Origin of the sequence: Alteromonas lipotrueae (genome assembly GCF_019249215.1) — a bacterium.
GTDB lineage: Bacteria > Pseudomonadota > Gammaproteobacteria > Enterobacterales > Alteromonadaceae > Alteromonas > Alteromonas lipotrueae.
Genome location: NZ_JAESDI010000009.1, coordinates 156,985 through 169,361, shown reverse-complemented (window position 1 = coordinate 169,361; position 12,377 = coordinate 156,985). Strand labels below are relative to the sequence as shown.

At 43.3% G+C, this 12,377-nt stretch carries 14 protein-coding genes; 5 read left to right on the top strand and 9 right to left on the bottom strand.

Annotation, left to right across the window (positions count from 1 at the left end; all coding sequences use genetic code 11):
* Positions 1–82: 82 nt before the first annotated feature.
* On the bottom strand, positions 83–301 hold the full coding sequence (cspD, locus tag JKP82_RS12615) for a cold shock domain-containing protein CspD (RefSeq protein ID WP_013784394.1): 219 nt from the start codon (positions 299–301) through the stop codon (positions 83–85).
* Between the two features lie 198 nt (positions 302–499).
* On the opposite strand from cspD, the gene clpS reads away from it, so the two are divergent.
* The gene (clpS, locus tag JKP82_RS12610; protein WP_159530763.1) at positions 500–820 is read left to right on the top strand and encodes an ATP-dependent Clp protease adapter ClpS; all 321 of its coding nucleotides are present in this window, start codon (positions 500–502) and stop codon (positions 818–820) included.
* Positions 821–844: 24 nt separating this feature from the next.
* Entirely contained in the window at positions 845–3,121 is a 2,277-nt protein-coding gene (gene clpA / locus JKP82_RS12605; protein ID WP_159530761.1) for an ATP-dependent Clp protease ATP-binding subunit ClpA, read from the top strand.
* Positions 3,122–3,470: 349 nt separating this feature from the next.
* Here the strand turns inward: clpA and infA are convergent, their stop codons facing one another.
* From infA to trxB, 4 genes are all read right to left on the bottom strand, one after another.
* Positions 3,471–3,689: a translation initiation factor IF-1 gene (infA, locus tag JKP82_RS12600; RefSeq protein ID WP_013784390.1), complete on the bottom strand. Its 219-nt coding sequence runs from the start codon at positions 3,687–3,689 to the stop codon at positions 3,471–3,473.
* A 75-nt stretch (positions 3,690–3,764) separates the two neighbouring features.
* Complete coding sequence (locus JKP82_RS12595; RefSeq protein WP_159530759.1) at positions 3,765–4,478, bottom strand: arginyltransferase; 714 nt, start codon at positions 4,476–4,478, stop codon at positions 3,765–3,767.
* Positions 4,475–5,221: a leucyl/phenylalanyl-tRNA--protein transferase gene (gene aat, locus JKP82_RS12590; RefSeq protein WP_159530757.1), complete on the bottom strand. Its 747-nt coding sequence runs from the start codon at positions 5,219–5,221 to the stop codon at positions 4,475–4,477. Before aat ends, JKP82_RS12595 begins: the two co-directional genes overlap by 4 nt.
* Positions 5,222–5,274: 53 nt before the next feature.
* Complete coding sequence (gene trxB / locus JKP82_RS12585) at positions 5,275–6,240, bottom strand: thioredoxin-disulfide reductase (RefSeq protein ID WP_057792262.1); 966 nt, start codon at positions 6,238–6,240, stop codon at positions 5,275–5,277.
* Between the two features lie 609 nt (positions 6,241–6,849).
* On the opposite strand from trxB, the gene yfbV reads away from it, so the two are divergent.
* Positions 6,850–7,299, top strand: a complete 450-nt coding sequence (yfbV, locus tag JKP82_RS12580; RefSeq protein ID WP_159530755.1) for a terminus macrodomain insulation protein YfbV — start codon at positions 6,850–6,852, stop codon at positions 7,297–7,299.
* Between the two features lie 67 nt (positions 7,300–7,366).
* On the opposite strand, the gene JKP82_RS12575 is transcribed toward yfbV, so the two are convergent.
* From JKP82_RS12575 to JKP82_RS12565, 3 genes are all read right to left on the bottom strand, one after another.
* Positions 7,367–7,834, bottom strand: coding sequence for a SprT family zinc-dependent metalloprotease (locus JKP82_RS12575; RefSeq protein ID WP_159534539.1), 468 nt, complete (start codon positions 7,832–7,834; stop codon positions 7,367–7,369).
* Positions 7,835–7,898: 64 nt separating this feature from the next.
* Positions 7,899–9,764, bottom strand: coding sequence for a signal peptide peptidase SppA (sppA, locus tag JKP82_RS12570; protein WP_218397249.1), 1,866 nt, complete (start codon positions 9,762–9,764; stop codon positions 7,899–7,901).
* Positions 9,765–9,865: 101 nt separating this feature from the next.
* Entirely contained in the window at positions 9,866–10,075 is a 210-nt protein-coding gene (locus tag JKP82_RS12565) for a hypothetical protein (protein ID WP_159530751.1), read from the bottom strand.
* Between the two features lie 60 nt (positions 10,076–10,135).
* Here JKP82_RS12565 and JKP82_RS12560 point away from each other — a divergent pair, with 60 nt between their 5' ends.
* Positions 10,136–10,753 (top strand): HvfX family Cu-binding RiPP maturation protein, encoded by a 618-nt coding sequence (locus tag JKP82_RS12560; RefSeq protein WP_159530749.1) that lies wholly within the window; start codon positions 10,136–10,138, stop codon positions 10,751–10,753.
* Positions 10,754–10,844: 91 nt separating this feature from the next.
* A complete protein-coding gene (locus JKP82_RS12555) occupies positions 10,845–11,396 on the top strand; it encodes an NAD(P)H nitroreductase (RefSeq protein ID WP_218397247.1) in 552 nt (183 codons plus the stop codon).
* A gap of 130 nt (positions 11,397–11,526) precedes the next feature.
* Here the strand turns inward: JKP82_RS12555 and JKP82_RS12550 are convergent, their stop codons facing one another.
* On the bottom strand, positions 11,527–12,369 hold the full coding sequence (locus tag JKP82_RS12550) for a DUF2797 domain-containing protein (protein WP_159530745.1): 843 nt from the start codon (positions 12,367–12,369) through the stop codon (positions 11,527–11,529).
* Positions 12,370–12,377: the final 8 nt, after the last annotated feature.

Here is a 12,377-nt window from a genome sequence, read left to right as displayed (position 1 = left end):
ACGATAGTCGACTCCCTAAGAAAAAACCCACTGCCGCCTAAGGAGGCAGCAACAGGTTTCTGTAGAATTTGTTCGGTGTTACTTAACGCTCTGGTTCTTCTTTAAAGCCTATGTTTTCGGCGTGTAGGCCTTTAGGGCCCTGTTGCACGTCATACGTGACTTCTTGACCAGCTTTAAGTGAGCGATATCCTTCCATTTGGATAGTTGAGTAGTGTGCAAAAATATCTTCGCCACCATCTTCAGGTACAATAAAACCAAATCCTTTCGCGTTGTTAAACCATTTAACTTTGCCAATCGCCATACTTCGACTTCCTCTTAATCCTTGAACTAACACGATTATGCCCCCACAATATAATTGAAGGCAGTGTGACGTGTCTTGTAAACAACAACGTCACCCCTAAAATGTAGATTTTTTAACCATATTATGTCAAGAGCAAATGTGAATTAATTTTATCCTAAAGTTAGTGAGACATCTGCCAACAAAGCACTATTATTAATTATGAGTAGAGACAACGCCATTAGCATCGAAAGGGAAAAACTCAAAGACGCGCAGCGCCAAAAACCGCAGCCGCCGCCAATGTATAAAGTGTTGTTGAACAACGACGATTACACGCCAATGGATTTTGTAATTGAAGTGCTCATGCAATTTTTCAATATGGATGCTGAGAAAGCTCATCAAATTATGCTAACAGTACACTACCAAGGTAAGGCGGTTTGTGGCATTTTTACTGCTGAGATAGCAGAAACCAAGGTGATGCAGGTGAATCAGTATGCGCGTAAGCACAGTCATCCGCTTATGTGTACTATGGAACAGGCGTAAGTCAATTTGTAGAGGGCGAGCGATATGTTAAATAAAGAATTAGAACAGACGTTGAACGATGCGTTTGTATTTGCCAGAGAACACCGCCATGAGTTTATGACGGTCGAGCATTTATTGCTGGCGCTACTTGATAACTCGGCAGCCCGTGAAGCACTGCATGCCTGCGGTGCGGATATTGAAGCAATTAAAAGCGAGTTGATCTCTTTCGTTAAAGACACCACCCCGTTGATTCTTGACGAGCAAATGAACGAACGAGAAACACAGCCTACTTTAGGTTTTCAGCGCGTGCTCCAACGTGCAGTCTTCCATGTGCAATCATCTGGCAAAGAAGAAGTAACGGGTGCCAATGTACTCGTGGCTATTTTCAGTGAGCAAGAGTCTCAAGCCGTATTCATTCTTAAAAAGTCTGATGTAACCCGCTTAGATATCGTTAATTTCATTAGTCACGGTGTGAGTAAAGCCGAAGATGACGCACCGATTAATTCAGATTCTGGTGAAGAAGGTGATGGTGCGGAAGAAAGTGGGTCGGCATTAAGTAAATACGCTACCGATTTAAATCGCCATGCCAAAGAAGGTAAGGTAGACCCATTAATAGGGCGCGACACTGAAGTAGAACGCACCATTCAGATTTTATGTCGTCGCAGAAAGAACAACCCGCTACTAGTGGGTGAAGCTGGTGTAGGTAAAACCGCTATTGCTGAAGGGTTGGCCTATCGAATTGTAAACGAAGACGTGCCTGAAGTTATCAGCAACAGTACCGTTTATTCCCTAGATTTAGGTGGCTTGCTAGCGGGTACTAAATATCGTGGTGATTTTGAGAAACGCTTAAAAGCGATATTGAAAGAATTGTCGAAAGACGAAGACGCCATTCTGTTTATTGATGAAATTCATACCATCATTGGTGCTGGTGCAGCATCTGGCGGTGTTATGGATGCGTCGAACTTGCTAAAGCCTAAGCTTTCAAGCGGTGAACTTCGTTGTATTGGCTCAACAACTTATCAGGAATACCAAGGTATTTTTGAAAAAGACAGAGCCTTGGCCCGTCGTTTCCAAAAAGTGGATGTAACTGAGCCAAGCGTAAGTGATACCACCAAAATTCTACTTGGCCTTAAAAGCCGATATGAAGATCATCACAACGTTCGCTATACACAAAAAGCGATTCAGGCTGCCGCCGAGCTATCGGCTAAGTACATTAACGAACGCCACTTGCCTGATAAGGCCATTGACGTAATGGATGAAGCCGGTGCAAGCCAGCGCTTGTTGCCACAATCGAAGCGTAAGAAAACGATTGGGGTAGGGGATATTGAGCAGATTATTGCGAAAATGGCCCGAATTCCTGAAAAGTCTGTGTCAGCGTCTGACAAAGAAGTACTTAAGAACCTTGGCCGCAACCTTAAAATGATGGTGTTTGGCCAAGACAAAGCCATAGAGACGCTTAACGATGCTATTTTACTGTCGCGTTCTGGTTTAGGTGCAGAAGAAAAGCCAATTGGTAGTTTCTTGTTTGCAGGGCCTACCGGTGTGGGTAAAACCGAAGTCACGCAGCAACTTGCTAAAATAATGGGCGTTGAGTTGGTTCGATTCGATATGTCTGAGTACATGGAACGCCACGCGGTAAGCCGTTTGATTGGTGCGCCTCCTGGTTATGTGGGTTTTGAGCAAGGTGGATTGTTAACCGATGCGGTTATTAAAAATCCATACTCAGTGGTACTGCTAGATGAAATCGAGAAAGCGCACAGTGATATCTACAACATTTTGTTGCAGGTCATGGATCACGGTACGCTTACCGATAATAATGGTCGTAAAGTAGACTTCAGAAATGTGGTATTGGTAATGACTACCAATGCGGGTGTACAGGAAACCGTGCGCAAGTCTATTGGCTTTAAACAGCAAGATCATAGCCACGATGCGCTATCTGAAATCAATAAGGTGTTTAGCCCTGAATTCAGAAACCGCTTAGACGGTATTATCTGGTTTAATCACCTTGATGCTGAGGTTATCTTGCAGGTTGTCGATAAGTTTATTATCGAGCTTCAGGCGCAGCTGGACGTTAAAGGTGTATCTTTAGAGGTTACCCCTGCAGCTAGAGCTTATTTAGCCGAGAAGGGCTATGACAAGGCCATGGGTGCCCGTCCTATGTCTCGCTTAATTAAAGAAGAGATTAAGAAAGAGCTTGCGAATGAATTGCTGTTCGGTGAATTAACGAAAGGCGGCGACGTTAAAGTAGATTTGAACGACGATAAGTTGGAGTTTGAATATTCGGGCGTTGATGCGGTTAAAGAAGAAACAGAGTCTAGCTAACACCTAATGAACTCGTTGTACTAGACGTTTAATGTCGAATAAAAAATGCTGCGCCTGAAAAGGGTGTGGCATTTTTTTTGTTTTTTGTGAAATGGAAGCTTTGAACATTTAAGCGTTGAGCCCTTAACGCGATAAATTTGAGACTGCTAGGCAGGTTTATTACCTGTTGATGCAAAGTACCAAATTCTAAGCGCTAACCCCAAATGCAAACCCAAACACTTTAATGCTAATCCCCAAGCGTAAGGGTATTGCTAAAATGCCTTCGCGGGGCTTAACCCGCCACATACAAAAAAGCCCAATGATCTACATTGGGCTTTTTTTTGGAATGCGTTGACCGCTTAATGGCTCATTATCTGGCGCGATAAATGATACGACCTTTTGTTAGGTCATAAGGAGTCATCTCAACAGTGACCTTATCGCCAGTAAGAATTCGGATATAGTTTTTACGCATCTTACCAGAAATGTGTGCTGTCACTACGTGACCATTTTCTAGTTCAACACGGAACATAGTATTAGGTAGGGTGTCTTGAACCGTACCTTCCATTTCAATACAATCTTCTTTTGCCATGTAAAGCAGTTACCTCAGTAATTCAAATTTTTTGCCGCGCAGACATTAACCAATCTTGCCTTGCGTGTAAAGCGATTAAGCAGGTTTTTTATCAAAACGCTGCCATTTGTTGCCAGAAAATTGCTCATAAGGGAAAAATTTGTGCTTATAAGACATTTTTTGGCATTCTTCTACGTAATATCCCAAGTAGACAAAATCTCGTTCTTGTCGTTTTGCCTGCTCGATTTGCATCATGATCATCCATGTCCCGAGAGACGATGAGTGATAATCAGGATCGTAAAAAGTATAAAGTGCCGATAAAGCCTGATGCTCTTCACCATTATCGATGGTGTCTGTTACTGCCACAGCAATTAACGTATCGCCATCATAGGCCTCAATAAATTGTGGGCGTTTCCATTCGCATAGAATAAAGTTTTCAAACTGTTCTCTAGAAGGCGGGTACATGCTGCCATCGGTGTGTCGGGCACAAATATATTTCTCGTACAACGGATAATATAAATGATTGGCGCTCTGGGCACGGGTTACCACAAAATGTTGGTTGCGATTGAGAATGCGCTTTTGACTTTTAGAAGGCCGAAAAGTGACAACCGGTATTCTCACTGATTCACAGGCATGACAGTCTGGGCAGTGTGGGCGATAAATTTGCTCGCCACTGCGCCTAAATCCTACTTGAATAAGTTGACCATAACGCCACGCGAGCTGGTTATCTGATTCCGCGTAAACCAGTAATTGTTCTTGTTGATTGGGCAAATAGCTACAATCAAAAGATTGCGTAATTCCAAATCTCACGGTGTAATAACCTGCGGATGCCACTGATGCATGTAGTCGGTAGTTAGAGAGCCTTCATCGGTTAGAGTGTGGTTGCTACTTTGCAGTTTTTCAATAAATTCGTCACGGAAAATCGTTTTTGCACCTAATGAGCCAAGATGATCCGTTGGCAGTTGACAATCAATGAATGCCATCTTGTTACGTTTCATGTGCTCAACTAATGCGAGCATAGCTAATTTGGAGGTGTTGCTTTGCTTGTGAAACATAGATTCACCGCAATACACTTTCCCTACACCAACCCCGTATAAGCCCCCTACAAGTGCATCACCGTCCCACACTTCGACTGAATGAGCTAAACCAAGCTGATGCAAATAACTGTAAGCTTTTTGCATATCTTCAGTTATCCAGGTGTCTTGACTGGGCGCCTGTGAATTCGGATTTTTACGAGGAATATTGGCACAGGCATTAATCACAGAATCGAATGCGCTATTCAGCGTAACCTTGTAGCGCTTTTGTCGAACCAGTTTGCGTAAACTTTTCGAACACACGAAATCATCTAATTCGATAATAGAGCGTGGATTGGGTGACCACCACAACAAGGGTTCGTCATCACTAAACCAAGGGAATATTCCGCTAGAATAGGCCGAAAAAAGACGCTGGGCGCTAAGATCTGCGCCAAAGGCTAGTAGGCCGTTTGGATCATCAAGTGCTTCAGATACAGGGGGAAAGGGTGTATCAATGTCTAAATAGGGCAGCGCTATCATAAACGGAAAGACTTCAAGCCCTGAAAATATCAGAGCTTGAAACCAAACAAGGCTTAGCCTTGCTCAGGCATAAAGCCATCTAGGTATTTTTCTGCATCTAACGCGGCCATACAGCCCGTTCCTGCGGACGTTATTGCTTGACGGTAAATATGATCGCTCACATCACCGGCGGCAAATACACCTTCAACACTTGTTTGAGTCGCGTTGCCGTGCAGGCCGCTGTTGACCACTATGTAGCCGTCTTTCATTTCAAGCTGTTCAGCAAAAATGTCAGTGTTAGGCTTGTGGCCGATAGCTACGAAAAGACCCATTACATCAAGTTCTTCGGTTGCTTCGCCATCGGTCTCTTTAATGCGAATTTTCGTCACACCCATTTCGTCACCCATAACTTCATCAAGGGTACGGTCTAGGTGTAATACCACATTGCCATTTTCCGCTTTGTCACGAAGGCGCTGTTCAAGAATCTTTTCACTACGGAAGGTATCGCGGCGATGCACAACATGAACTTCAGATGCAATATTAGATAAATACAAGGCTTCTTCAACGGCCGTATTACCACCGCCAATTACCGCTACTTTTTGATTACGATAGAAAAAGCCGTCACAGGTAGCACAGGCAGAAACCCCTTTACCCATAAACGCTTGTTCAGATTCCATACCGAGATATTTGGCAGATGCACCAGTAGCAATAATTAATGCGTCACATGTGTACGTACCACTGTCACCGTAAAGGGTGAAAGGACGCTTGGTTAAATCTGTTTTGTTAATATGGTCGAAGATAATTTCAGTATCGAACTTCTCTGCATGCTTTTGCATACGAACCATAAGGTCTGGACCTGTAAGCCCTTCAGGATCGCCTGGCCAGTTTTCTACTTCTGTGGTCGTAGTAAGCTGTCCGCCTTGCTGGATCCCCGTTAAAAGCACAGGTTCTAGGTTTGCTCTAGCTGCATACACTGCCGCTGAGTAGCCTGCTGGGCCCGATCCTAAAATAAGTAGGCGAACATGTCTGTTATCTGCCATTTGTATCTCCAACTAATGCCCATTTACCGGGCTGAATTCTGCTATAATTTTGAAACGAAGCTTGTCCACTGTCTGTTGCTGTAGCCAACTGCCGCTCTAGGTAGCTAGGTAAGGCCTGCACCTTGCTTTTTCAACTGCTAATTGCTCAATACCATCGAAAAACACGATGCCTTAATAAAATAGCATTGAAAGAAGGGCATTATGATGCCTTCATGATGATGAAAAGTCACCCATCTGATGTTCTAGGCTATAATTAATTATCTAATTAAGGCTATTTTTAAATTATTTATAATGAAAAGCGGCGTTATTGAGACGAACTTACGTTGAATTAGGCGAAATTCATATTACAATTCATGTTGTAGCGATAGTTTAATATTGTGCTTTAGAAATCATGTTTAGGCACCATATTAACGCTGAGCGTTGGGGTTATATTTAAGTGTTTGTGTTATCACTGAGCTTTTTTGCAAAAACAGCGTTTAAATAACTATGGCGTTTATACTTGCGATAATCACGAGCCAATCTGGCGTTAAAGCGGCGCTAACTGGCTATTGAAATGCAACGAACAGGCATCCATAGTGCGCTACTTACTGAAGTGAAATGAGGTGGTTTATGTCACAGTCTGTGATAACAATGCTAAAAGATGGCCAGCACTACATGAAAACCTGGCCCGTCAAAAAAGAACTGTATGCTTACTTCCCCGAATGTAGGGTGGTTGCCGCCACGCGTTTTGCTATAAAGACCATGCCGCCTGCGGCGATACTCTCGTGCGCATTGTTACTTCAGAACATGGGCACAGACTATATTCCACAAACTATCACCATAGGTGCATTCTTTCTCAGTATTCCACTTCAGGGGTTATTGTGGTTGGGTCATCGTTCAAACCAATACTTACCACCGCAATTAAAAAGCTGGTATCAAGATATCCACAGTAAGATGCGCTCTGAAGGTTGTAATGTATCGTCGGTTAAATCGAAACCTAAATATAAAGAATTGGCAGCGTTACTCAAAACCGCTTTTAATGATTTAGATAACGTATTTACTAAACATTGGTTCCGCTAAACCCAATTGGGCGCTGCTGTGCCTAGGCACGTATGCTCGCTAGCGAATTAACTAACCGACTAACCAACTAGATAGCTAACTTCTCTTCTACAAGCTCGCCATTGCATTTTCGGCACTTATACTGCGCTCCTTTTAAAATTTTATTGTGTCGTCTTATGGTCAGTTGGTGCGTACTGCAAAGGCAGGCATAGTTGAACTGCTTCCCAATCACTCCTTTTACATCAAAACTGTGGGTAGCGTTAGCCGGGCGCTGAAACACATCAATCATAATGGCTTGCCATTCCACACCGTGGGGCTTTACCTTTTTGAATAATTGCCAAGTCAGTAAATGGCTCACTTCATGGGGAATAACATCTTCTATGAATGCGTGTTCATTCTGTTTGAATAGTTCGGGATGTAAGTTAATGCGATTTTGTTGTAGGTACGCAGTGCCTGCATTCTTACCAGAGCGTCTAAAGCTAAGCGCAGGGCGGGGGAATGTACGCTTAAAATATTCATCAGCGCATTGATAGCAGCCTTCTACAGCATCAGCAATATGCTGACGCTGTAGAGAGGTTAAATCGCGACTTGCTATGGTAGTACCTTACCTAGGTTATTAATTACTCTACTTGGCACTGCAAGCAAAGAATATAGGTACCCATAGGGTCGTTCAGTTCGTTGAAAATATCGAACTCGCCTAATACACGTTTAAATTCGTTAATCAGCGCAGAGTCTGAGTTAGCAAACTGCCACTTTCCAACAAACGTAAAGGCTTGACCGAAGAACTCTTTCCAAAACAGCTCTTGTGCTGAAAGTGTACGTTGAACATAGAAAGTATCGTAGTTTTCTAGTGCAGCGAATTCTGCCGCTGCATTAACCGCGTCTTCTAATGTGCCCAGTTCATCAACTAGCCCAAGTTCTAAGGCATCTGTACCAATCCATACACGCCCTTGTGCAACGTCATCTACTTCATCTACCGTCATATCTCGGGCGTTCGATACCAAAGATAAGAAGTTACCGTAGCTGGTTTCAACGTTGCGTTGCAAAATTTGGCCAAATTCTGGCGCAAGTGGGCGTACCGCTGAGAACCCAGCTAGCTCATTCGAGCCAACGCCGTCACTATGAATACCTAAATAATCAAGAGAGTTTTCGTATGTCATAAACATGCCGAATACGCCGATAGAGCCAGTAATAGTGCTTGGGCTGGCAAAAATGCGATCGGCGTTAGCTGCAATCCAATAACCGCCTGATGCAGCATATGTGCTCATAGAAACCACCACCGGTTTACCTGCGTTTTTCAACTCAAGTACTTCTTGGCGAATAATCTCTGAACCTAACGTACTGCCCCCTGGCGAATCTATTTGCAGTACTACTGCTTTCACGTTTTCATCTAACCGTGCTTTGCGTAGTAAACGTGCAGTACTATCGCCGCCAATGGTGCCCGCTTTTTGATTGCCATTTAAAATAGTGCCCTTCGCTACCACAATTGCCACCTTGTTGATGTCACTGTTGATAGACGGTAGGGGAGGGTTAACCACTTTTAAGTAGGTGTTAAAGTTAGTCACGTTAACACCGTGATTGTCTTCGTTCTCGCCTACTAGGCCGGTAAGTTCTACGCGAACCTCTTCACGGGTTTTTAGTGCATCTACCCAATTATTTTGTAATGCGTAATTTGCAAAATCCCCACCAGCTTGTTCAAACTTAGCCAGTAAGCCTTCCAAGGTTTCATCAAAGTTTGAAAGAGGGATACCACGGGCAACCGCAACGTCTTCTTTATATTGCTGCCAGTAACCGTCTAACCATTTACGCTCAGCTTCTTTGGCCGCCTCAGACATATCGTTACGAATAAGCGGTTCTACAGCTGACTTATAAGTTCCCACGCGGAAAATGTGCGTCGTAACCTTGAGTTTTTCCAAGAAATCTTTGAAATACATGCCATAACGACCATAGCCATCTAGCAGTAATGAACCCATTGGATTGAGATAAACGTGATTCGCATGCGCTGCAAGATAGTACTGCTCTTTAGTGTAGTAATCACCAATGGCGTACACTGGCTTTTCAGAGGATTTGAAATCGTTGATGGCGCGCGCTACCGTACGAAGTTTGTCTAAACCGCCGCCAGATAAACCTTGAAGGTCTAAAACCAACGCTTTAATCCGTCTGTCTTGCTTAGCGTTTTCGATAACTTTTACCACATCACGCACTAGCACTTCTGGGTTATCGGGCTCTGACCCCATGGCATCTTGTAAAAACTGTTCGAAGGGATCGACAGACTCTTTTTCAATAACAAGTTGTCCGTTCAACGTAAGTAAAAGCGCACTATTCGTTTTTACCGTAAGTTGGTCGTCTTCTTGAGAGGTAATCGCAATGATTATGCCAACAAAAATCACCAGAAAAATGACATTGAAAAAAAGCTTACGGGTGAAGTTTAAAACCGTCCACAGGCCAATAAATAAGGATTTAGTCCAGTTTCCTTTGGCAGCCATAAATTACATTACCTTCTGTTTGTTTAACTCTATTATGTTACCGAATCGAAACTAGATCGCTAACTTATTTGTAATTGTTTGTGATTGTACCGCAAAGTCACTCACTTATGGGCATTCTCGTCATCTGTTAGCCATTGCGCAATCACTTCAGCGATGTGCTTATGATCATTCGCGCTTAGTTGCATCATTAAGTCACCAGTGGACTTTTTATAGCCTACTTTTTTGTGGCCACGCACAAACAACCGCTTAAGCGGTGATGTTTTTTGCGTATCACGTGGTTGTTTTCTATTGTTAAGTGAAAGTTTATTCACTTCATCACGTTCCTATAACAATACGTTAAATACCAAACTTCATTAACAAGGCGCTTGATAATGATAAAGCAATTATACGCGAACCTCTTTAAAAAACTAAGTGTGGCAGATGGAATACCATTACTGTTGTTAAGGCTTTATTTGGCCCCTGTCATGATTCAAGCTGGTTGGAATAAGGCGAGCAGCTTTTCGTCCATTGTTGACTGGTTTGGTAATGAAGACTATGGATTGGGATTGCCATTTCCGCTCGTGCTTGCTTTTCTAGCCACTGCTGCTGAGTTAGTAGGCGGTATATTCTTATTACTCGGTTTACTTACTAGGTTAGTGTCTATTCCGTTGATGGTAACCATGTTAGTGGCCATATTCACCGTGCACATCGACAATGGTTGGTTAGCCATTGCCGATGCATCATCTTGGCTAGCCGATGGCACTATTTTGATGAACGACAGTGTCATGGCGGCTCCTGAGAAATTAAGTGCTGCTAAATCTTTACTGCAAACGTATGGCAACTACGATTGGCTTACTTCCAGTGGTAGTTTAGTCGTGCTAAATAATGGTATTGAATTCGGTGCTACCTATTTTGTGATGCTGCTGGTGCTATTTTTCTATGGGGGTGGTCGCTATGTAAGTATCGATTACTTCTTTCGCCCTAAGTTGCGAGATAACAACTTTCGGTAGCCTGCCCCTAAAATAGACCCGCTATGCTGGTCTTTTCTCATGATAGAACGTAGGATCTTCATAACGCTTTGTTCGATAATAGGATACTGAAATGGATGCACTTACGTTACTGCTTAACAGAAGCTCTCAACCTAGACTTACTGCGCCTGCTCCGTCAGGTGATGCGCTTGAAAACATTATGCAAGCTGCACTTCGTGCCCCTGATCATGCGTGTTTAACGCCGTGGCGTTTTATCGTTTGTGAAGGTAAAGGGCTAGATAAACTAGGCAGTTTATATGAGCAATCTGCTATCGATAACGATAAGACTGAAAAAGAAATTGAGCGGGCAGTGCAGTTACCTCATCGAGCACCTATGATTGTGGTGGCGATTGCTAAGCATGTTGAACATGAAAAAGTCCCCCGTGTAGAGCAAATTGCTTCTGCATCGTGTGGGGTGATGGCTATGCAAATGGCTGCAGTAGCGCAGGGGTTCAATGGCATGTGGCGAACAGGAAGTTATGCCCATTGCGATACGGTAAAGCGGGGTTTAGATTTAAACGATGATGACGAGATTGTTGGGTTTTTATATTTAGGTACGCCCGCTTTTGAACCTGCGGCGAAACCAGAACGTGATACTTCTGACTACTTTGAATATTGGCGCTAACTTTTAGCTTTAGGTGTTTAGCTTGTCTTTGCCACCTACAGCAGCAAGCAAATCCTGCAGATAAAATATAAGCAGATTTTATCTGCAGGGAATGACTGGGAAGGGGCTATATTATATTTTGAGCCACATTTTATCTCACATTCAAATTTACATTGTATCCGGCGTATTTTCGGATATTGATAACACGGTCGCCATCAAGCATCCAATATTGCCCTTTAATTCCAGTGAGTACGCCTTCAAATTCTGGGGTTTTATCTAAGTTAATCGATTTAATTTTTTCAGGATAAGTATCGACAGGGTAGTGAATATCGTGTACTTCACCATCGGCCTCAGACACCGCTTGTAGCCCTTTTGTCTGCTGAATTTGTGCTAAGCCATCTGAAATTTTCGACAATATAGTGGCTTTTACCTCACGTAAATCAACCTTATCTGGGGCACTTTTGAGCATAGTGCGCCAATTGGTTTTATCGCCAATATGTTCTTTGCAAAGCATTTCTACTAGGCCGCTAGTGAGCCTGTCGGATACTCGTAACATGACCGTGGCTTGGGTAGCGCCTTGATCCATCCAACGCGACGATACTCCATCGGTAACGTGACGAGTGATCCCTACCTTTACATTGCCAGTGTTGGCCAAGTACACAAAGTGCTCGCTAAAGCAGTGTTCTTCGCCCCATTGCGGTTCTCGACATGTCCCTTCATGGTAGTGGCATTTTTCAGGTTTAATGATACAGCTATCGCACTGGGCTAACGAAATTAAACAAGGGTAGCAATAGCCTTGGCCAAAACTTTTCTTGGTCTTTCTATTACAATGTACGCAGTTGATGTCGCCCGTAAAATCGAGGGAAACCTGTTGTCCGATAACGGGGTTTATATCTACCTTATGTTCTCCAATAGGGAGCTGGTAGTTAACTGTGTTGTTGTCGTCAGCAAGTGTACGCATTTTTCTAAGCGCACCACTATAAGATGTGGTCATGGTGTATT